General features: G+C 53.2%; 15 protein-coding genes and 7 tRNA genes. 17 read left to right on the top strand and 5 right to left on the bottom strand.

Annotated features, from left to right (window positions below; translation table 11 throughout):
• Positions 1–5: 5 nt before the first annotated feature.
• The 3 genes from tcuA to tcuC are packed head-to-tail and all read left to right on the top strand — an operon-like array spanning position 6 to position 3890.
• Complete coding sequence (gene tcuA, locus J4728_RS05380) at positions 6–1409, top strand: FAD-dependent tricarballylate dehydrogenase TcuA (RefSeq protein ID WP_000228709.1); 1404 nt, start codon at positions 6–8, stop codon at positions 1407–1409.
• Positions 1396–2535: a tricarballylate utilization protein TcuB gene (gene tcuB, locus J4728_RS05375; protein WP_000811134.1), complete on the top strand. Its 1140-nt coding sequence runs from the start codon at positions 1396–1398 to the stop codon at positions 2533–2535. The genes tcuA and tcuB overlap by 14 nt, the downstream gene beginning before the upstream one ends.
• A gap of 50 nt (positions 2536–2585) precedes the next feature.
• The gene (gene tcuC, locus J4728_RS05370) at positions 2586–3890 is read left to right on the top strand and encodes a tricarballylate/proton symporter TcuC (protein WP_000057014.1); all 1305 of its coding nucleotides are present in this window, start codon (positions 2586–2588) and stop codon (positions 3888–3890) included.
• Positions 3891–3938: 48 nt separating this feature from the next.
• Here the strand turns inward: tcuC and chiQ are convergent, their stop codons facing one another.
• The 4 genes from chiQ to nagE all read right to left on the bottom strand — a co-directional run bounded on the left by chiQ (position 3939) and on the right by nagE (position 10218).
• On the bottom strand, positions 3939–4271 hold the full coding sequence (gene chiQ, locus J4728_RS05365; protein ID WP_208211380.1) for a ChiQ/YbfN family lipoprotein: 333 nt from the start codon (positions 4269–4271) through the stop codon (positions 3939–3941).
• Between the two features lie 49 nt (positions 4272–4320).
• The gene (gene chiP, locus J4728_RS05360; protein WP_001258803.1) at positions 4321–5727 is read right to left on the bottom strand and encodes a chitoporin ChiP; all 1407 of its coding nucleotides are present in this window, start codon (positions 5725–5727) and stop codon (positions 4321–4323) included.
• A 660-nt stretch (positions 5728–6387) separates the two neighbouring features.
• On the bottom strand, positions 6388–8055 hold the full coding sequence (gene glnS / locus J4728_RS05355) for a glutamine--tRNA ligase (RefSeq protein ID WP_208211378.1): 1668 nt from the start codon (positions 8053–8055) through the stop codon (positions 6388–6390).
• 210 nt (positions 8056–8265) lie between these two features.
• Positions 8266–10218 carry a PTS N-acetyl glucosamine transporter subunit IIABC gene (gene nagE, locus J4728_RS05350; RefSeq protein ID WP_001023069.1) on the bottom strand — a complete coding sequence of 651 codons (1953 nt, stop codon included), beginning with the start codon at positions 10216–10218 and terminating at the stop codon, positions 8266–8268.
• A 326-nt stretch (positions 10219–10544) separates the two neighbouring features.
• Here nagE and nagB point away from each other — a divergent pair, with 326 nt between their 5' ends.
• The 13 genes from nagB to J4728_RS05285 all read left to right on the top strand — a co-directional run bounded on the left by nagB (position 10545) and on the right by J4728_RS05285 (position 18179).
• The gene (gene nagB, locus J4728_RS05345) at positions 10545–11345 is read left to right on the top strand and encodes a glucosamine-6-phosphate deaminase (RefSeq protein ID WP_001237059.1); all 801 of its coding nucleotides are present in this window, start codon (positions 10545–10547) and stop codon (positions 11343–11345) included.
• 59 nt (positions 11346–11404) lie between these two features.
• A complete protein-coding gene (gene nagA / locus J4728_RS05340) occupies positions 11405–12559 on the top strand; it encodes an N-acetylglucosamine-6-phosphate deacetylase (RefSeq protein WP_000271186.1) in 1155 nt (384 codons plus the stop codon).
• A 4-nt stretch (positions 12560–12563) separates the two neighbouring features.
• Entirely contained in the window at positions 12564–13784 is a 1221-nt protein-coding gene (gene nagC / locus J4728_RS05335) for a DNA-binding transcriptional regulator NagC (RefSeq protein WP_000187578.1), read from the top strand.
• A gap of 46 nt (positions 13785–13830) precedes the next feature.
• Entirely contained in the window at positions 13831–14583 is a 753-nt protein-coding gene (gene nagD / locus J4728_RS05330) for a ribonucleotide monophosphatase NagD (protein ID WP_000153143.1), read from the top strand.
• 289 nt (positions 14584–14872) lie between these two features.
• Complete coding sequence (gene asnB / locus J4728_RS05325) at positions 14873–16537, top strand: asparagine synthase B (RefSeq protein WP_000337041.1); 1665 nt, start codon at positions 14873–14875, stop codon at positions 16535–16537.
• 222 nt (positions 16538–16759) lie between these two features.
• Positions 16760–16836 (top strand) — tRNA-Met (locus J4728_RS05320).
• Positions 16837–16844: 8 nt separating this feature from the next.
• A tRNA-Leu gene (locus tag J4728_RS05315) sits at positions 16845–16929 on the top strand.
• 23 nt (positions 16930–16952) lie between these two features.
• Positions 16953–17027 (top strand) — tRNA-Gln (locus J4728_RS05310).
• A gap of 35 nt (positions 17028–17062) precedes the next feature.
• A tRNA-Gln gene (locus tag J4728_RS05305) sits at positions 17063–17137 on the top strand.
• Positions 17138–17152: 15 nt separating this feature from the next.
• A tRNA-Met gene (locus tag J4728_RS05300) sits at positions 17153–17229 on the top strand.
• A gap of 46 nt (positions 17230–17275) precedes the next feature.
• A tRNA-Gln gene (locus tag J4728_RS05295) sits at positions 17276–17350 on the top strand.
• Between the two features lie 43 nt (positions 17351–17393).
• Positions 17394–17468, top strand: a tRNA-Gln gene (locus tag J4728_RS05290).
• Between the two features lie 135 nt (positions 17469–17603).
• Positions 17604–18179, top strand: coding sequence for a membrane protein (locus J4728_RS05285; protein WP_001109072.1), 576 nt, complete (start codon positions 17604–17606; stop codon positions 18177–18179).
• A gap of 66 nt (positions 18180–18245) precedes the next feature.
• On the opposite strand, the gene ubiF is transcribed toward J4728_RS05285, so the two are convergent.
• A complete protein-coding gene (gene ubiF / locus J4728_RS05280) occupies positions 18246–19421 on the bottom strand; it encodes a 3-demethoxyubiquinol 3-hydroxylase (RefSeq protein ID WP_000184633.1) in 1176 nt (391 codons plus the stop codon).
• A 143-nt stretch (positions 19422–19564) separates the two neighbouring features.
• On the opposite strand from ubiF, the gene miaB reads away from it, so the two are divergent.
• Complete coding sequence (gene miaB, locus J4728_RS05275; protein WP_001519200.1) at positions 19565–20989, top strand: tRNA (N6-isopentenyl adenosine(37)-C2)-methylthiotransferase MiaB; 1425 nt, start codon at positions 19565–19567, stop codon at positions 20987–20989.
• The last annotated feature ends 120 nt before the right edge of the window (positions 20990–21109 follow it).

Here is a 21109-nt window from a genome sequence, read left to right as displayed (position 1 = left end):
ATAAGATGGTTGATGTACTGGTGATAGGCGGAGGCAATGCCGCATTATGCGCCGCCCTGACCGCACGGGAAGCGGGCGCATCGGTTCTGCTGCTGGAGGCAGCCCCGCGGGAATGGCGCGGCGGAAATTCTCAGCACACACGAAACCTGCGCTGTATGCATGATGCGCCGCAGGATGTGCTGGTAGAAAGCTATCCTGAAGAGGAATTCTGGCAGGATCTGTGGCGAGTCACCGACGGCAACACCAACGAAGCGCTGGCGCGACTGGTCATTCGCACCTCTTCGCAATGCCGCGACTGGATGCGCAAACATGGCGTTAACTTTCAACCGCCGCTATCTGGGGCGCTCCACGTTGCGCGCACCAATGCGTTTTTTATGGGCGGCGGGAAAGCGCTCGTCAATGCCTATTACCGTAGCGCCGAACGGCTGGGCGTACAGGTTCGCTATAACACGCCGGTTCACGCGCTTGAACTTCATGACGGCGAATTCGTGGCGGCGCTGGCGGGTAGCGAACGTATTACCGCCAAAGCCTGCGTATTAGCGGCTGGCGGTTTCGAATCAAACCGTGAATGGCTGCGGGAGGCCTGGGGAGAAAACGCCCGCGGCGAATGGCCCGCGGATAATTTCCTGATTCGCGGCACGCGTTTTAACCAGGGCGTATTACTCAAATTTATGATGGATGCCGGCGCGGATATCATTGGCGATCCGTCCCAGTCGCACTGCGTAGCGATTGATGCCAGGGCACCGCTGTACGACGGCGGTATTTGTACTCGCGTGGATTGCGTATCGCTGGGTATTGTCGTGAATCGCGACGCCGAACGTTTTTATGATGAAGGCGAAGATTTCTGGCCGAAACGTTACGCCATTTGGGGGCGGCTGGTGGCTCAACAGCCAGGACAAATTGGCTATTCGATTATTGACAGTAAAGCCATCGGCCACTTTATGCCGCCGGTTTTTCCTGGCGCGCAGGCCAATACGCTGGCTGAGCTGGCCTGCCAGTTGGGGCTGGACGCGGAAAAATTTACCCATACCGTCACGCAGTATAACCAGGCCTGCCAGCCCGGTCATTTTGATCATACCTTGCTTGATGACTGCGCCACTAAAAACCTGACGCCGGCGAAAACCCACTGGGCGCGCCCGCTTGATGCGCCGCCCTACTACGGTTATGCGCTGCGACCCGGCATCACGTTTACCTACCTGGGCCTGAAAGTCAATGAACGTGCCGCGGTGCATTTTGCCGGTCATCCAAGCCGCAACCTGTTTGTTGCCGGCGAGATGATGGCAGGAAATGTTCTGGGCAAGGGGTATACCGCAGGCGTAGGCATGTCTATCGGCACAACCTTTGGCCGCATTGCGGGAATAGAAGCCGCCCGCGCGGCGCACAAGGAGGCGCAGCATGAAACAGCTTGAAAAATTAATCATTGAGGCCACCGTGCTTACCGAACCGGAAGCCGAGGTCGAACGCGTCATGCAAGTGTGTAACGCGTGTCGCTACTGCGAAGGTTTTTGCGCGGTATTTCCGGCGATGACCCAGCGGCTCGAATTCGGTAAAGCCGATATTCATTATCTGGCGAATTTATGTCATAACTGCGGCGCCTGCCTGCACGCGTGCCAGTACGCGCCGCCCCATGAATTTGCCATTAACGTGCCGAAAGCGATGGCGCAAGCCCGCCTGGAGACGTATCAACAGTATGCCCAGCCCGCCGCTTTTGGCGCGTTATACCGTCGGGCGGGGATCACCGTCGCGCTGGCGCTGATAGTCGGTCTGACGCTCTTTTTATTACTGGCGATGGCGCTGAAAGGGTCGCTGATTCATCCGCCGCTGGCCGGTGACTTCTATCAAATTTTTCCGCATAGCCTGCTGGCATGGATGTTCGGCTCAGTTTTTGTGCTGGCAATCGGTTTGCTTATGGCGGGCGTAATCCGCTTCTGGCGTGAGATCTCGCCGGGCGTACCGCGTTCGGCAGAGATTGCGGAAGCGTCGCACAATGCGTTAACGCTGAAATATCTCGACGGCGGTCACGGCAAAGGCTGTAACGAAGCGGACGATGCGTTCACGCTGCTGCGCCGTCGCTTTCATCACTTTACCTTTTACGGTTTTATGCTCTGTTTTGCCGCCACGGTCGTGGCGACGGGCTATCACTACGTCGCCGGTTGGGAAGCGCCCTACCCGTTTTTTAGCCTGCCGGTCATGCTCGGCACGCTGGGCGGTATCGGTCTGCTTATCGGCCCGGCCGGGCTACTGTGGCTCAATCTGCGGCGGTCGCCGTTACATGGCGATGCGCGCCAGAAACCCATGGATCGCGGCTTTATTCTGCTGCTGTTCTTAACCAGTCTGACCGGGCTGGCGCTGCTGGCAGGCAGAGACACCAGCGGAATGGGCATACTGCTGGCGCTCCATTTAGGCGTGGTGATGGCGCTCTTTCTCACCCTTCCCTACGGAAAATTCGCCCACGGATTTTTCCGCTGCGCGGCCTTACTCAAATGGGCAGTTGAGAAGCGACGCGGAAAACATGCGGGGGATACAGGCAACTGACCCGCAACATCTTACCCATAAAACAATAAAGACAGTGGAGAGCAAACCCTATGGCACAACACACACCTGCAACATCGCGCGCCGGCACGTTCGGCGCAATACTGCGCGTGACAAGCGGCAATTTTCTTGAACAGTTTGATTTTTTCTTGTTCGGATTTTACGCCACCTATATCGCCAGAACGTTTTTTCCGGCGGAAAGCGAATTTGCCTCATTAATGTTGACCTTTGCCGTCTTTGGCTCCGGTTTTTTAATGCGCCCCGTCGGCGCGATTGTGCTTGGCGCCTATATTGACAGAATCGGACGCCGTAAAGGGCTGATGGTGACACTGGCGATTATGGGCTGCGGTACGTTGCTCATCGCCCTCGTCCCCGGCTACCAAACGATCGGCCTGGCAGCGCCTGCGTTGGTGCTGTTGGGCCGGTTATTACAAGGATTTTCTGCGGGCGTTGAGTTAGGCGGCGTCTCGGTCTATCTGTCCGAAATCGCAACGCCAGGCAATAAAGGGTTTTATACCAGCTGGCAATCCGCCAGTCAGCAGGTCGCGATCGTTGTTGCCGCGTTGATTGGTTATAGCCTGAATATCACGCTGGGACACGACGCGATATCGGAGTGGGGCTGGCGAATTCCGTTCTTTATCGGCTGTATGATCATTCCGCTGATTTTTGTTTTACGTCGTTCATTACAAGAAACAGAGGCGTTTTTACAACGCAAGCATCGCCCCGACACCAGGGAAATTTTTGCAACTATCGCCAAAAACTGGCGCATTATTACGGCCGGAACGCTGCTGGTGGCGATGACCACCACAACGTTTTATTTTATCACCGTTTATACGCCGACCTATGGCAGAACCGTGCTTAATCTCAGCGCGCGGGACAGTTTGATCGTCACCATGTTGGTGGGGGTGTCCAATTTTATCTGGTTACCCATTGGCGGCGCGATTTCCGACCGGATTGGCCGTCGCGCCGTATTAATGGGCATTACGTTGCTGGCGCTGATCACCACCTGGCCCGTCATGCAATGGCTGACCGCCGCGCCCGACTTTACCCGCATGACGCTGGTACTGCTGTGGTTCTCTTTCTTTTTTGGCATGTATAACGGCGCAATGGTCGCGGCGTTAACCGAAGTGATGCCAGTCTATGTGCGTACCGTTGGTTTCTCGCTGGCCTTTAGCCTGGCGACGGCGATTTTTGGCGGCCTGACGCCGGCCATCTCTACCGCGCTGGTAAAGTTAACCGGCGACAAAAGCTCGCCCGGCTGGTGGCTGATGTGCGCGGCATTATGTGGACTTGCCGCGACGGCGATGCTGTTTGTACGTCTGAGTCGCGGCTATATCGCGGCAGAAAATAAAGCCTGAAAAAACCACGGGCGGAAAACATTCGCCCGTGGGTGGCAAGGCAGGTTTTTATTGCACGTTATTATGACTGCGAATTTCCTGCCAGACCTTGTCGCAGTCAGCCTTGACCGCCTGATCTTTACCCGTGCGCGTCGCCTGAATGCACTGCTGATAGTCCAGTACCCGCACGCTTTCTTCGTTAGCAAATTGCTGATGTTTGCGGTCTTTTTTAAGGACATTCAGTACGCTTTGGCAGGCCTCTATCTTCTCAGGCGAGCCCTGTGCGGTATTGATACAGGCGCTGTACGCCTCTTTCAGCCGGCTATCTTCTTCCGGCGCGGGTGATGACGCGCAGGCCGTCAAACCGGCGGTCATGCTGGCGATGAGTAAAATTTTTTTCATAGGTCGTTCCTCAACAGCGCGGCAGGCCGGCAGCCTGCCGCATCTGACATCAGAAAATAGTGAATGGAGCAATAACGATAAATTTCACGTCACGCTCATCCTGGAAGATGTTGCCGTAACCACCGCCCCAGCTTGGAATATTGGAGTGGTTGTCATATTCGGTAAAGTGCAGTTTGAACATGGTGCCTTTGGCACGCCCCTCCTGCAGGGTATAAACCGCATCCAGACTGTATGAGGACTCTTCGATAGTGCGGTTTTTGTCGTAGTAAGCATCCGGGTTACTTTGCCAGGTTGCCGGTTTAGCATCCCAGGCGTAAACGTAAGACGCACCCACAGCCCAGCCCGGCAGATTCCAGTTTTTCAGGTCATACATCGCGCCGAAGAAAACCGCCTTTTCACCGTTAGCGTTAAAGTCGGAGCGGTTATCCCACCAGATATCCAGACGACCGTTTGAAGAGGCGTAGGTTGGCGTCATACGTTGCAGAAAATAGCCCTGCTGACCGTCCGCTTTCACCCAGGTGCCTTCCAGACGCAGGTCAACCACTTCCGCGACTTTGTAGCCGAAGGTCAACGCCTGCAGCCAGGCCGTACCGTCGTAAATATCATTCACGCTGCGATCGTCTACTTTGTCGCGCGCGCCGTAGAACTGGTAACTGGTGGTGAACGGATTGCCGCCTAAATCAAATTTATAGCTGGCCTTTGCGAAATATTGATCGACATAGCCTTCGGACTGACCAAACGCCGCTTCCAGCACCAGATCATTTTTGAAGTCGTACTTCGCGCCGATGGAGTGGAGGTAGTCCACATTGGTTTTTTTATCCGCCTGATAAAACTTATCCATTTCGGTATGCCACGGCGCTTTATATTCGTTAGTCCACATGTAGGAAAAACTTAACGCGCCCGCATCGCCATAGTCAAAACTGGCGCCGGCTTCCGCACCCTGATAGGTACCCGGCATAAAACTCCAGTGCGGTGCTAACAGCGTCTGACCGGTAGGCTGAATATAACCGGCGCGCGCCCAGACCGGGCCATATTTAAATTTCGCTGCGGCTTTATAAAGACTGATACCGCTCTTATCGCCGGAATAGTCTTCGTCGTAGCCTTTATTCTTTTTCGAGAAGGCAATTTCGTTTGGATGACCGCTGTCGCCGTTTTCTGCCATTTCAATCGCGGTAAACGCCGCGATATCCAGACCGAACATATCCGCAGCGTAACCAGACTGAAAATCCAGGTTAGCATTCCAGGTCGCATGAGAAAGGTTAGTTTTATATTTGTCGCCGTCGGTCACATCTTTGCGATCGCGTTCACGCTGCCAATAATAGATGCCGCCCGTTAACGTGGAGTCGTCGAAAAAGCCGGAGGCTTGCGCCTGCGGAACAACGATCCACCCCGACATTGCTGTGATACCGGCGATAGCCAGAGCCAGCGTACTACGTTTGCCACTAAACGTACGCATAAGTTAATCCTCTTTGACGTATAAATTGCTGCCGACAAAAGCGAACAGCGAAAAAATAAAAATAAAAAGTAGCGCTGAGAAACCTCATTTACTACGTTAAATAGACTATTTTTCGCGATGCGAATTATCAATCTCTTTCTGTAACCAGTATGTAATAATATGAGCAACCGCACATATTTAATTGCTTTCTGTTACATTCGACTGCTGGTGGGGGAAGCAGACCGCCAGAAAGAAAATTGACTTGTTTTCCATAGGCATGAAAATAATTGTCTCCTGTTGACCTGACGCTTATAACATTTAGATTAATAATCATTTATCAGATCAATAATTTTCAGAGAATAATTAATTCGCCTCGCAAAAAAGAGAATCGACTTAGAGCCTATCCCACCAGGCGTTATTGGCGCAGCCAGTTTGGACACGGACAGCGCGCAAAAACCGGAGCGTACACGTAGTACGTGAGGTTTGACTCGCTACGCTCGCCCTTCGGGCCGCCGCTAGCGGCGTTCAAAACGCTAACGCGTTTTGGCGAGCACTGCCCAGGTCCAAAATGGCAAGTAAAATAGCCCTAATGGGATAGGCTCTTGGAAATGCAGAGAAAAAACGCCGCAAAACGCGGCGTTGACAAGGTATTTTTACAGCATTCGCCTGTTGGCGCAGTGCTTATTCGCCCGCTTTCGCCCAGGTATCACGCAGGCCCACGGTGTGGTTAAAGACCAGCTTATCGGCCGTTGCATAGCGGCTGTCGAGGCAGAAGTAGCCTTCACGTTCAAACTGGAAAGCTTTTCCTGCTACCGCCGCTTTCAGCGACGGCTCGCCATACCCCAGCTTAATCACTAATGATTCGGGGTTGATAACAGACAGGAAGTCCTCCGCGGCGCCCGGATTCGGCACGCTGAACAGACGGTCGTAGAGACGAATTTCAATCGGCAGCGCATGTGCTGCGCTAACCCAGTGGATTACGCCTTTCACTTTACGCCCGTCAGCCGGATCTTTACTCAGCGTATCGGCATCATAGGTACAGAAGATGGTGGTGATATTCCCTTCGGCATCCTTCTCTACGCGCTCCGCTTTAATGACGTAGGCATTACGCAGACGCACTTCTTTGCCCATCACCAGACGCTTGTACTGTTTGTTCGCTTCTTCGCGGAAATCTGCGCGATCGATCCAGATCTCACCGCTAAACGGCACTTCACGGCTGCCCATCTCCGGTTTATTCGGATGGTTAGGCATGGTAACCATTTCGCTCTCGCCCTGCGGGTAGTTTTCGATAACCAGTTTTACCGGATCGATTACCGCCATCGCGCGCGGCGCGTTTTCGTTCAGATCTTCGCGAATGCAGGATTCCAGCGACGCCATCTCAATGGTGTTGTCCTGCTTGGTGACGCCGATGCGTTTGCAGAACTCACGAATAGAAGCTGCGGTATAGCCGCGACGGCGCAGACCGGAAATAGTCGGCATACGCGGATCGTCCCAACCTTCGACGTGTTTGTCGGTCACCAGCAGGTTCAGCTTACGCTTGGACATCACGGTGTATTCCAGATTCAGGCGCGAGAATTCGTACTGGCGCGGGTGAACCGGAATGGTGATGTTGTCCAGCACCCAGTCGTACAGACGACGGTTATCCTGGAACTCCAGCGTACACAGAGAATGAGTAATGCCTTCCAGCGCATCGCTGATGCAGTGAGTAAAGTCGTACATCGGGTAGATGCACCACTTGTTGCCGGTCTGGTGGTGTTCAGCAAATTTAATGCGGTACAGCACCGGATCGCGCATCACGATAAACGGCGACGCCATGTCGATTTTAGCGCGCAGACAGGCTTTACCCTCTTCAAAACCGCCGGTACGCATTTTTTCAAATAGCGCGAGGTTCTCTTCCACGCTGCGATCGCGGAACGGGCTGTTTTTACCCGGCGCGGTCAGCGTACCGCGGTATTCACGGATCTGCTCCGGCGTCAGCTCATCAACGTAGGCCAGGCCTTTATTGATTAGCTCGACCGCATAGGCGTGCAGTTGGTCAAAGTAATCGGAGGAGTAGCGAATATCGCCAGACCAGTGAAAGCCTAACCACTCGACGTCGTTTTTGATCGAATCAACGTACTCGATATCTTCTTTTACCGGGTTGGTGTCATCGAAACGCAGGTTGCACTGGCCCTGATAATCTTGCGCGATGCCAAAGTTCAGGCAGATAGATTTCGCGTGGCCGATGTGCAGATAGCCATTCGGCTCCGGCGGAAAACGGGTATGGACAGTGGTATGTTTACCACTCGCCAGATCTTCATCAATAATCTGACGAATAAAGTTAGTCGGGCGGGCTTCAGCCTCACTCATCGTGGATTCCTCAAAGCGTAAACAACGTATAACGGCATATGATCTTATAAGCCGGACAGACTGACAACCTTTAGTTACTTAAAAAGTGGCTTTGCAGAAAATATTGGGGCTAATTGCGGTAAAAAAAAGCGGCGAAGGTTCCCCTCTGCCGCTTATGTTTTCTGTGATATCGCCGGATGGCGTCTTACGCCTTATCCGGCCAAGAAGCGATTATTTGCTCTTGATCTCGTACAGTGGCGTTTGACCCGCCACCACGTGACCATCCGCTTTGATGACCAGAGCGCTGAAGTCATCGCTGTTGCTGCAAACAACCGGGCTTATCATGGAACGCGCATTGGCATTCAGGAAGTCCAGATCCAGTTCCAGCACCGGCTGACCCGCCGTGACTTCCGCACCCTCTTCTACCAGACGCTTAAAGCCCTGACCGTTCAGCGCGACGGTATCGATACCCATATGGACAACGATCTCCGCGCCTTTTTCGGTTTCCAGACAGAACGCGTGGTTAGTGTTGAAGATTTTCACGATAGTACCCGCCGCCGGAGAAACCACGGTTTTATCGGTGGGTTTCACCGCCACGCCGTCGCCGACCGCTTTGCTGGCGAAAGCTTCATCCGGTACCTGATCCAGCGCCACTACCTCACCGGTAATCGGAGAGACCAGTTCAGCGATAGTCACCGCATTCGGCACCGCCTGGGGTTTGGCCGCCGGAGCAGGTGTTGCAACGTGAGCCGCATCAGCAGACGCTGCCGCGACCGGCCCCCGCGCCACCACTTTCTTCATTTCATCGCCAATCGATTCTGCTTTCGCGCCGACAATAACCTGAATGGTCTGTTTGTTCAGTTTAACCACCCCGGAAGCGCCGAGGCGTTTGCAGGCCGCATCGTTAACGCGAGCAGAGTCATTCACGGTCAGGCGCAGACGGGTAATACACGCATCGATCGCTTTCAGGTTGTCCGTACCGCCAACCGCAGCAATATAGCTGGTCGCCAGTTGCGTTAACCCTTCTTCGGTGTTGCTGTTGGCTTCTTCCGTTACCATCTCATCAACTTTATCTTCGCGGCCCGGCGTTTTCAGGTTAAACATACGAATAACCGCGCTGAACAGCAGGAAGTAGATGATAAAGAATACAACGCCCATCACCAGCAACATCCAGACGTTATTGCTGGCCGCTGGCAGGTTATACATCAGAACATAGTCGATCGCGCCTGCCGAGAAAGAGAAGCCCGCATGGATACCCAGCAACGTCGCGACGAACAGGCTGATACCAGTCAAAATGGCGTGCAGGAGGTACAGCAGCGGCGCCAGGAACATAAACAGGAATTCCAGCGGCTCGGTTACGCCGGTCAGAAACGCGGTGATCGCGACAGACAGCAGCATACCGCCCACCATCGGACGACGTTCTTTCGGCGCGGCGAAATACATCGCCAGAGCGGCGCCCGGCAGACCAAACATCATGATCGGGAAGAAGCCGGACATAAACATCCCCGCCGTGCCGTCGCCAGCATAGAAGCGGTTGATGTCGCCGTGGAATACAGTGCCTGCGGCATTGGTGAATTCGCCAATCTGGAACCAGGCGATGGTGTTCAGTACCTGATGCAGACCGGTGGGGATCAGCAGACGGTTGATGAAGCCAAAGATACCGGAACCCAGCGCGCCTGCGGAAACGATCCATTCACCGCCCGCATGGATGCCATGCTGTACCGGCGGCCAGACGTAACCGAAAATAGCGGCCAGCACCAGACAGAAAAAGCCCGTTGCGATCGGCACAAAACGTTTTCCACCGAAGAAACTGAGAAAATCAGGCAGTTTGATACCAGACCAACGATTATAAACCGCGCCGCCGACCAGACCGGTAATAATCCCCGCCAGCACGCCCATGTTGATTTCCGGGTTAATCGTCACCATCGCTTTGGTCATGACGAAGTAACCCACGGCTCCCGCCAGTGCTGCCGCGCCCGCGCTATCTTTAGACCAACTGGAGGCCACGCCGATAGCGAAAACCAGCGCCAGGTTATCGAAAATAGACCCGCCCGCTTGCGCGATAAACGGCATATTCAGCAAATCTGGTTGGCCGAATCGCAGCAACAACGCTGCCACCGGCAACACGGCGATAGGGAGCTGCAACGCCCTACCCAGCCGCTGGAAAAAACCTAAAATATTCATCTTATTCCCCCTACGAGACGCCGATATGGCTTCTTTGAAGCCGTTTTTTATTGTGCTGCAAACGTTAAAAACGTGATGTTCTGTAATCGAACGGTGAGATCATCTTCTGCAGAGTGTGTGGAAAATTAATTCGCCTCGCAAATTAAACGGGTGTTTTTTGTGATTATAATCACTAAATATCGTAATCACCCCCACCATCCACTGGCTAACACGGAAAACTTATTTTATGATTCAAAAAATCAGGACGGATTGAACACGAACCCTGGATATCCAGGTTACGCTTAATACGATCCGCCAAATTTTGACATTGATTATCGAGGTGAAGAATGAGACTGATCCCCCTGAGTACCGCAGAACAGGTTGGCAAATGGGCCGCTCGCCATATCGTTAACCGTATTAATGCGTTCAAACCGACCGCCGATCGTCCGTTTGTCCTTGGACTGCCTACCGGCGGCACGCCGCTAACGGCGTACAAAGCGCTGGTTGAGATGCACAAAGCGGGCGAGGTCAGCTTTAAGCATGTGGTCACCTTTAATATGGACGAATATGTTGGCCTGCCGAAAGAGCACCCGGAAAGCTACCACAGCTTTATGCATCGTAACTTTTTCGATCACGTTGATATTCCAGCAGAAAACATCAATCTTCTCAACGGTAACGCACCGGATATCGATGCGGAATGCCGTCAATATGAAGAAAAAATTCGTTCTTACGGTAAAATCCATCTGTTTATGGGCGGCGTCGGCAACGACGGTCACATCGCCTTTAACGAACCGGCGTCTTCCCTGGCTTCCCGTACCCGTATCAAAACGTTAACCCATGATACTCGCGTAGCGAACTCCCGCTTCTTTGACGGTGACGTAAACCAGGTGCCGAAATACGCGCTGACGGTAGGCGTAGGCACGCTGCTGGATGCGGAAGAAGTGATGATTCTGGTGCTGGGCCATCAGAAAGCCCAGGCGCTGCAGGCGGCGGTTGAAGGCAACGTCAACCACATGTGGACCATTAGCTGCCTGCAACTCCATCCGAAAGCGGTTGTGGTATGCGATGAGCCGTCCACAATGGAACTTAAAGTTAAAACATTGAAATATTTCAATGAATTAGAAGCAGAAAATATTAAAGGTCTGTAATGTTGTCTCCGCCCCGCCAGTCAATGCGGGGCGGTAAATTTTTGATATCGGGGGTCGGAATGTATGCTTTAACCCAGGGCCGGATCTTTACCGGTCACGAAATTCTTGATGACCATGCGCTTGTTGTCGCTAATGGCCTGATTGACCGCGTTTGTCCGATGGCCGAACTGCCGCCGGGAATAGAACAACGCTCATTGAATGGGGCCATTCTCTCCCCCGGTTTTATTGATGTGCAGCTAAACGGCTGCGGCGGCGTGCAGTTTAACGATACCGCAGAAGCCGTCAGCGTTGAAACGCTGGAAATTATGCAGAAAGCCAATGAAAAATCGGGCTGTACTAACTTTCTGCCAACGCTTATCACTACCAGCGACGAATTGATGAAACAGGGCATTCGCGTCATGCGCGAATACCTGGAAAAACATCCGCACCAGGCGCTGGGTCTCCACCTGGAAGGCCCCTGGCTTAATCTGGTAAAAAAAGGCACCCATAATCCTGATTTCGTGCGTAAACCAGACGCTGCGCTGGTCGATTTCTTATGCGATAATGCCGACGTCATCACCAAAGTCACTCTCGCGCCGGAAATGGTGCCTGCTGACGTAATCGCTAAACTGGCGAATGCGGGCATTGTGGTTTCCGCAGGTCACTCCAACGCGACGTTAAAAGAGGCGAAAGCAGGCTTCCGCGCCGGGATTACTTTTGCGACTCACCTGTTTAACGCGATGCCGTACATTACAGGGCGTGAGCCGGGCCTTGCTGGCGCTGTTCTGGACGAAGCGGATATTTATTGCGGCGTTATCGCCGATGGTCTGCATGTCGACTACGCCAACATTCGCAATGCCAAACGCCTTAAAGGCGACAAACTTTGTCTGGTGACAGACGCCACCGCACCGGCGGGGGCCAATATTGAGCAGTTCATTTTCGCAGGTAAAACAATATACTACCGCAATGGACTGTGTGTGGATGAAAACGGTACGTTGAGCGGTTCGTCCTTAACCATGATTGAAGGCGTACGCAACCTGGTCGCGCATTGCGGCATCGCGCTGGATGAAGTGCTGCGCATGGCAACGCTCTATCCGGCTCGCGCTATCGGCGTTGATAAACATCTCGGTAGCATTGCGCCGGGTAAAGTCGCCAACCTGACCGCGTTCACCCACGATTTTAAAATTATCAAGACCATCGTTAATGGTGACGAGGTCGTTGACTTGAGTAAGTGAGAATATGACACCAGGCGGACAAGCTCAGATAGGTAACGTTGATCTCGTAAAACAGCTTAACAGCGCGGCCGTTTACCGCCTGATTGACCAACATGGTCCTATCTCGCGCATACAAATTGCCGAGCAAAGCCAGCTTGCTCCCGCCAGCGTAACGAAAATTACGCGTCAACTCATTGAACGCGGGCTGATCAAAGAAGTCGATCAGCAGGCCTCTACCGGAGGCCGCCGCGCTATCTCTATCGTCACGGAAACCCGTAACTTCCATGCCATTGGCGTTCGCCTGGGCCGTCATGACACCACTTTAACGCTCTACGATCTGAGCAGTAAAGTGGTCGCTGAGGAGCATTATCCGCTACCGGAGCGCACCCAGGAGACGCTGGAACATGCGCTGCTCAACACCATCGCCGTCTTTATTGATAGCTGTCAGCGTAAAATTCGTGAATTGATCGCTATCTCGGTGATCCTGCCAGGGCTTGTCGATCCGGAAAGCGGCGTGATTCGTTACATGCCGCACATTCAGGTTGAAAACTGGGGACTGGTCGAAGCGCTGGAAAAACGGTTTCACGTTACCTGTTTCGTGGGACACGATATCCGTAGCCTGGCGCTGGCGGAACACTACTTCGGCGCCAGTCAGGATTGCGAGGACTCGATTCTGGTGCGCGTTCATCGTGGTACAGGCGCCGGGATTATCTCCAACGGACGCATCTTCATTGGCCGTAACGGCAACGTCGGCGAAATTGGGCATATTCAGGTGGAGCCGTTGGGCGAGCGCTGCCACTGCGGTAATTTCGGCTGTCTGGAAACCATTGCCGCCAATGCGGCGATTGAACAACGGGTGCTGAATTTGCTTAAACAAGGGTATCAAAGCCGTGTTCCGCTTGACGACTGCACGATTAAAACCATCTGTAAGGCGGCAAACCGGGGTGACAGCCTAGCCTCGGAAGTCATTGAGCATGTTGGTCGCCATTTGGGCAAAACGATCGCCATTGCTATCAACCTGTTTAATCCGCAAAAAATCGTCATTGCCGGCGAGATCATTGAAGCCGATAAAGTCCTGTTGCCCGCTATCGAAAGCTGTATCAATACTCAGGCGTTAAAGGCATTTCGCAAAAATTTGCCGGTGGTACGCTCCACGCTGGATCACCGTTCTGCTATCGGCGCATTTGCCTTAGTTAAACGCGCCATGCTCAACGGAACATTGCTGCAACGTTTGCTGGAAAGTTGATGCGCTCTTATAGTATCGGATTATTCACAAATTCCCTGGGTAGTTCATGACCATCAAGAATGTAATCTGCGATATCGACGGCGTGCTGATGCACGACAACGTAGCCGTACCCGGTGCGGCGGAATTTCTGACGGGGATTCTGGAAAAAGGTCTGCCGCTGGTGCTGCTGACCAATTACCCGTCGCAAACCGGCCAGGATCTGGCGAACCGTTTTGCTACCGCTGGCGTTAACGTGCCGGACAGCGTGTTTTATACGTCAGCAATGGCGACAGCCGATTTTCTGCGCCGTCAGGAAGGTAAGAAAGCGTATGTCGTGGGCGAAGGCGCGCTTATTCACGAGCTCTATAAAGCGGGTTTTACCATTACCGATGTGAACCCTGATTTTGTCATCGTTGGAGAGACCCGCTCCTACAACTGGGACATGATGCATAAAGCGGCATTTTTCGTCGCCAATGGCGCGCGCTTTATCGCCACCAACCCGGATACCCACGGTCGCGGCTTTTATCCGGCCTGCGGCGCGCTGTGCGCAGGCATTGAAAAAATTTCCGGCCGGAAGCCGTTTTATGTCGGCAAACCCAGCCCGTGGATCATCCGCGCGGCGTTAAACAAAATGCAGGCGCACTCGGAAGAGACCGTTATCGTCGGCGACAACCTGCGCACCGACATTCTGGCAGGATTCCAGGCCGGTCTGGAGACCATTCTGGTGCTTTCAGGCGTATCAACAATCAATGATATTGACAGTATGCCGTTCCGCCCAAGCTGGATTTACCCTTCCGTCGCTGAGATCGACGTTATCTAAACCTGTCCCCTGCCTGATGACGCATAGCTTTCAGGCCTACGGTTCGAACAACATTGTAGGTCTGATAAGCGAAACGCCATCAGGAAAAACATAATTCAATTAATCCACGATAAAACTGAAGATCCATCAATAAATCCGCGCAATATGTAATCATTTTTCACTAATCAACAATGACGATTGCATTTTTCATTTTTCAGACCGTAATCCCCTTGCGCCTTCCACGCCTTTGCGGCATTTTTTAGTCAAGCAAACACAAAAAGTACGACGCAACAGATTAACGGAGAAGGCTATGTGTTCTATTTTCGGCGTATTCGATATCAAAACAGATGCAGCGGAACTGCGTAAAAAAGCCCTTGAACTGTCACGCCTGATGCGCCATCGCGGCCCGGACTGGTCCGGCATCTACGCTTGCGATAACGCGATTCTCGCACATGAACGTTTGTCGATTGTTGATGTTAACGCCGGCGCCCAGCCCCTGTATAACGCCAGAAAAACCCACGTGCTGGCGGTGAACGGTGAAATTTATAACCATCAAACGTTACGCGCGGAGTATGGCGATCGTTACGCGTTCCAGACAGGCTCCGACTGCGAAGTTATTCTCGCGCTGTATCAGGAAAAAGGGCCGGATTTCCTTGACGATTTACAGGGGATGTTCGCCTTCGCCCTGTATGACAGCGAAAAAGACGCTTATCTGATTGGTCGTGACCATATCGGTATTATTCCGCTCTATATGGGCTATGACGAATTCGGCAACTTCTACGTAGCGTCAGAAATGAAAGCGCTGACCCCGGTCTGCCGCACCATTAAAGAGTTCCCGGCGGGCAGCTACCTGTGGAGCAAAGACGGCGAAATTCGTCAGTACTATCAGCGCGACTGGTTTGAGTTCGATGCGGTAAAAGACAACGTTACCGACAAAAACGCGCTGCGCCAGGCGCTGGAAGAATCCGTGAAAAGCCACCTGATGTCCGACGTCCCTTATGGCGTGCTGCTCTCCGGCGGTCTGGACTCGTCGGTTATTTCGGCAATCACCAAAAAATTCGCCGCCCGTCGCGTCGAAGATCAGGAGCGCTCCGAAGCCTGGTGGCCACAGTTGCACTCTTTTGCGGTCGGTCTGGAAGGTTCGCCTGACCTGAAGGCGGCCCAGGAAGTGGCTAACCACCTCGGCACCGTGCACCATGAAATTCACTTCACCGTGCAGGAAGGCCTTGATGCCATTCGTGATGTTATCTACCACATTGAAACCTATGACGTGACCACTATCCGCGCCTCAACGCCGATGTATCTGATGTCGCGTAAGATCAAAGCGATGGGCATCAAAATGGTGCTCTCCGGCGAAGGTTCCGATGAGGTGTTTGGCGGCTACCTGTACTTCCATAAAGCGCCGAACGCCAAAGAGTTACATGAAGAGACGGTCCGTAAGCTACAGGCGCTGCATATGTATGACTGCGCCCGCGCCAACAAAGCGATGTCCGCCTGGGGCGTGGAAGCGCGCGTACCGTTCCTGGATAAAAAATTCCTCGACGTGGCGATGCGTATCAACCCACAGGATAAAATGTGCGGCAACGGCAAGATGGAAAAACACGTGCTGCGCGAGTGCTTCGAGTCTTATCTGCCAGCAAGCGTCGCGTGGCGTCAGAAAGAGCAATTCTCTGACGGCGTAGGTTACAGCTGGATTGATACGCTGAAAGAGGTGGCGGCGAAACAGATTTCCGATCAACAACTGGAAACCGCCCGCTTCCGCTTTCCATACAACACGCCGTCGTCTAAAGAGGCGTACTTGTACCGGGAAATTTTTGAAGAATTGTTCCCGGTGCCGAGCGCCGCGGAATGCGTACCCGGCGGCCCGTCCGTGGCCTGTTCTTCCGCCAAAGCCATTGAGTGGGATGAAGCATTCAAAACGATGGATGACCCGTCAGGCCGCGCGGTCGGCGTGCATCAGTCGGCGTACCAGTAAATTAACGATGACGAAAGAGCCCTTAGGGGCTCTTTTTTTATAGCAACCCACTTTCGGAAAAACGATTAATAACCAATAATTGCCGAATATTGCGCCACGCTGTTCGCAACCTAACCAAACAGACACTTTCCGACGTTTTTCGATGAAAAAGAGGTTGACGCTTCAAGGCTCAATACGCATAATGCGCCCCGCAACGCCGATAAGGTAACGCGAAAAAAAGATGGCTACGTAGCTCAGTTGGTTAGAGCACATCACTCATAATGATGGGGTCACAGGTTCGAATCCCGTCGTAGCCACCATCTTTTTTGCGGGAGTGGCGAAATTGGTAGACGCACCAGATTTAGGTTCTGGCGCCGCAAGGTGTGCGAGTTCAAGTCTCGCCTCCCGCACCATTCACCGATAAGCGTTGTACGGATGGGGTATCGCCAAGCGGTAAGGCACCGGTTTTTGATACCGGCATTCCCTGGTTCGAATCCAGGTACCCCAGCCATATTTCTTCGAGTTTGCAGTTCACCGCGACGGTATTGGGGTATCGCCAAGCGGTAAGGCACCGGTTTTTGATACCGGCATTCCCTGGTTCGAATCCAGGTACCCCAGCCATCGAAGAAATCATCTGGCTACGTAGCTCAGTTGGTTAGAGCACATCACTCATAATGATGGGGTCACAGGTTCGAATCCCGTCGTAGCCACCATATTCAGAACGCGTCGAGGTATTCGACCGGTTCGAAAATAATTTGTTGGGGTATCGCCAAGCGGTAAGGCACCGGATTCTGATTCCGGCATTCCGAGGTTCGAATCCTCGTACCCCAGCCAGTTTTAAAGACGCTCTGCTAATGAGCGCAAGAAGTACGACAATTGGGGTATCGCCAAGCGGTAAGGCACCGGATTCTGATTCCGGCATTCCGAGGTTCGAATCCTCGTACCCCAGCCACTTTTAAAAAGCTCGCTTCGGCGAGCTTTTTGCTTTTCTGCGTTTATAAATTCCGAAAGAGGTTTCCCCCTCAATGCCCTGCTATCAGTAAAACGCTATGATAAAGCCTTACAGGGAGCGTTCGGTAACCTCACAATGAATTACCAGTTTTGTTGGTATCTCTTTTTGCAGCCATTAACATTTTTTATGGTCGTCTTGCTCTGCGCTTTCACCTTCATTGATATCACGGCCAGCGCCGCCTGGTTGATTATTTTGGGTCTGGTTTACCCCGTGGCAGTGTCAATGAGGCTACATATACTGCACCAGAAAAAGGCGGTCATGCTACGCCAGAATAGTGCGGAATGGATAGTGTATCTGCCAGGGATCCCTGTGCAAGAAAAACAAAGCGCGCTGATTAATGTCGCGTTTTCCTCGAAAACGGCGCTGCGTGGATTCTATATTCGCGCCCTGTCCAGCAAAGTCATTCTTCACATCATCACTTTTTATATTCTGTGGTTTGATGTCCAACATGCAACACTGACGTGGTATCGGATTCTCGCCGCATTAATCACTCTGGCGATTCTTGTAAAATCAATGAGTTCCACATTACTGATGCTACATAAAGTAGTACGTTGCCAATACAACGTATGCACAATTGAAATGGCATCACCTTGGTATGAAATTGATTTCAAAGGGAAATTAGGTTTATGTGCTTTATTTGCAGTAAAGTAAGATGTCAATACGCTTACCCGACCTGCAATTGAGCGTTTTTACAAACCGGGTAAGGCATTCAGCGGGTTACAATCCCAACGCATACTTCAGCGCCTGACGTTTTAGCACGCCTGCGCGCTGCGCCGCCATCAGCCCCATATTGCGTAAAATACGCAGCGGCGGCAGTTCATTGCTGAACCCGGCATAGAACAGATCCATTCCACTTTGCATCATAAAATTATCTGCCATGCGCCGCGTCTGATAGCGTTTCAACACCGAATGGCTGGCCCAGGACTCGCCATAGCTACGGGCACTCGCCAGCACATCAATCAACGCATCAACATCCCGATACCCCAGGTTGACGCCCTGCCCGGCCAGCGGATGAATGGTATGCGCCGCGTCGCCTACCAGCGCCAGCCCCGGTTGCGCATACTGCAACGCGTGACGACGGGTTAGCGGAAACGCGCCCGCCGCGACAGGCATCACCGCCCCCAGACGCGCCGGAAAGTGCTGGTTAATTTCCACCTGCAATTGCGTCATCGATAAACCCTGCAGCTGGCGAATACGTGCCGGAGCGTCATACCACACCAGCGACGCCCAATCGTCGAACAGCGGCAAAAAAGCGCGCGGCCCCGTTGGCGTAAACTGCTGCCAGGTGCTGTCGCCTGGCGCATTTTCACACTTGACGGTGATAAGCATACACGACTGCGCATATTGCCAGGCATGAATGCCAATTCCCGCCATTTGCCGAACCTGCGAATTCGCGCCGTCGGCGCCAATCACTAACTTCGGCGTGATACATTCGCCGTCGGCCAGTTCCAGCGCATAACCATCGTGGCGGCGTTGCAATGCCGCCAGTGAAGCCGGAACGCGCAGCGTCACGCCGGGGTGCGCTTCCAGCGCCTGCCATAGCGCCTGTTGCAGGACGTTGTTCTCTACCATATAGCCTAACAGCGGCAGCTTGAGTTCAGCGGCGTCGAACACCACATGGGCGTTTTCCCACTCCCAGGTCTCCAGTCGCCGATAAGGATGGCTACGCATCCCCTGCACCGCCTCCCAAACGCCCAGTCCCTTGAGCAGCGCCACGGATGCCGCGCTAATGGCCGAAATCCGCACGTCAGGCTGGCTGTCCGCCACAAACGGCGCAGGCGCGGCATGTTCTATTACCATCACCGTAAACCCTTGCTGCGCCAGACCCAGCGCCAGCGCGCCGCCGACCATTCCCCCGCCGACAATGGCAATTTCCGTTGGTTGATTTGTCATGGTCATTCATCCTGTTACGTTTTAGACAAGTTTACAGGATTTTTTACCCATTAGGGCTGACGTCAGTCATACTGGTCACAACCGCGCCAAAGCATTACACTATGCGCCCTGCTTTTCAGCCACTATTTCGCAAGAGCAAGTCGATGACTAAAAAACTCCATATTAAAACCTGGGGCTGTCAGATGAACGAGTACGATTCATCGAAGATGGCCGATCTGCTGGACGCCACCCACGGCTATCAACTGACCGACGTGGCGGAAGAGGCGGATGTGCTGCTGTTGAATACCTGCTCAATCCGCGAGAAGGCTCAGGAAAAAGTCTTCCATCAATTAGGTCGCTGGAGACTGTTAAAAGAGAAAAATCCCGATCTGATTATCGGCGTCGGCGGCTGCGTGGCTTCCCAGGAAGGCGAGCACATTCGTCAACGCGCCCATTACGTCGACATTATTTTTGGCCCGCAAACCTTACACCGCCTACCGGAGATGATTAACTCCGTGCGTGGCGACCGCAGCCCGGTGGTCGATATCAGCTTCCCGGAAATCGAGAAGTTCGACCGTTTGCCGGAACCGCGCGCCGAAGGCCCGACCGCTTTCGTTTCTATCATGGAAGGCTGCAATAAATATTGTACTTACTGCGTGGTACCGTATACCCGCGGTGAAGAAGTCAGCCGTCCCTCAGACGATATCCTGTTCGAAATCGCCCAGTTAGCGGCGCAGGGCGTGCGTGAGGTCAACCTGCTGGGCCAGAACGTTAACGCCTGGCGCGGAGAAAACTACGACGGCACCACCGGTACCTTTGCCGATCTGCTGCGTCTGGTTGCCGCCATCGACGGCATTGACCGTATTCGCTTTACCACCAGCCATCCGATTGAGTTCACCGACGATATTATCGAGGTGTACCGCGATACGCCGGAACTGGTCAGTTTCCTGCATCTGCCGGTACAGAGCGGTTCCGATCGCGTGTTGAATCTGATGGGGCGCACCCACACTGCGCTGGAATATAAAGCAATCATCCGTAAACTGCGCGCGGCGCGGCCGGACATTCAGATAAGCTCTGACTTTATCGTCGGATTCCCTGGCGAAACTACCGATGATTTCGAAAAAACCATGAAGCTTATCGCTGACGTCAACTTTGATATGAGCTACAGCTTTATCTTCTCTGCGCGTCCGGGAACGCCGGCTGCCGATATGGTTGATGACGTACCGGAAGAAGAGAAGAAGCAGCGTCTGTATATTCTGCAAGAGCGTATCAATCAGCAGGCGATGGCATGGAGCCGCCGTATGCTCGGCACGACACAGCGCATTCTGGTGGAAGGCACGTCACGTAAAAACATTATGGAACTGTCTGGCCGTACCGAAAACAATCGGGTGGTGAACTTTGAAGGCACGCCGGAGATGATTGGTAAGTTTGTCGATGTGGAAATTACTGACGTCTATCCGAACTCCCTGCGCGGAAAAGTGGTGCGTACCGAAGATGAAATGGGGCTGCGCGTCGCCGAAACGCCGGAGTCCGTCATTGCCCGTACCCGTAAAGAAAATGAGCTGGGCGTAGGATTCTACCAGCCTTAACCCTGCTGAAAAGGCAATAATGCCCGATGGCGCTACGCCTGTCGGGCTTCCTGGTCATGGCCTGTCGCCCGACGGGCCTTGCAATTTTCTCTCTTCATCCCCATCTTCATTGCAATGCTT

The sequence above is a fragment of the Salmonella sp. 32070601201500089SM genome (assembly GCF_017573605.1).
GTDB classification, from domain to species: domain Bacteria; phylum Pseudomonadota; class Gammaproteobacteria; order Enterobacterales; family Enterobacteriaceae; genus Salmonella; species Salmonella enterica.
This window is presented reverse-complemented; position numbering and strand designations above follow the sequence as displayed.

Coding starts and splice junctions, on each gene's coding strand:
- tcuA (WP_000228709.1), top strand. CDS start 6: ATGGTTGATGTACTGGTGATAGGCGGAGGCAATGCCGCATTATGCGCC.
- tcuB (WP_000811134.1), top strand. CDS start 1,396: ATGAAACAGCTTGAAAAATTAATCATTGAGGCCACCGTGCTTACCGAA.
- tcuC (WP_000057014.1), top strand. CDS start 2,586: ATGGCACAACACACACCTGCAACATCGCGCGCCGGCACGTTCGGCGCA.
- chiQ (WP_208211380.1), bottom strand. CDS start 4,271: ATGAAAAAAATTTTACTCATCGCCAGCATGACCGCCGGTTTGACGGCC.
- chiP (WP_001258803.1), bottom strand. CDS start 5,727: ATGCGTACGTTTAGTGGCAAACGTAGTACGCTGGCTCTGGCTATCGCC.
- glnS (WP_208211378.1), bottom strand. CDS start 8,055: ATGAGTGAGGCTGAAGCCCGCCCGACTAACTTTATTCGTCAGATTATT.
- nagE (WP_001023069.1), bottom strand. CDS start 10,218: ATGAATATTTTAGGTTTTTTCCAGCGGCTGGGTAGGGCGTTGCAGCTC.
- nagB (WP_001237059.1), top strand. CDS start 10,545: ATGAGACTGATCCCCCTGAGTACCGCAGAACAGGTTGGCAAATGGGCC.
- nagA (WP_000271186.1), top strand. CDS start 11,405: ATGTATGCTTTAACCCAGGGCCGGATCTTTACCGGTCACGAAATTCTT.
- nagC (WP_000187578.1), top strand. CDS start 12,564: ATGACACCAGGCGGACAAGCTCAGATAGGTAACGTTGATCTCGTAAAA.
- nagD (WP_000153143.1), top strand. CDS start 13,831: ATGACCATCAAGAATGTAATCTGCGATATCGACGGCGTGCTGATGCAC.
- asnB (WP_000337041.1), top strand. CDS start 14,873: ATGTGTTCTATTTTCGGCGTATTCGATATCAAAACAGATGCAGCGGAA.
- J4728_RS05285 (WP_001109072.1), top strand. CDS start 17,604: ATGAATTACCAGTTTTGTTGGTATCTCTTTTTGCAGCCATTAACATTT.
- ubiF (WP_000184633.1), bottom strand. CDS start 19,421: ATGACAAATCAACCAACGGAAATTGCCATTGTCGGCGGGGGAATGGTC.
- miaB (WP_001519200.1), top strand. CDS start 19,565: ATGACTAAAAAACTCCATATTAAAACCTGGGGCTGTCAGATGAACGAG.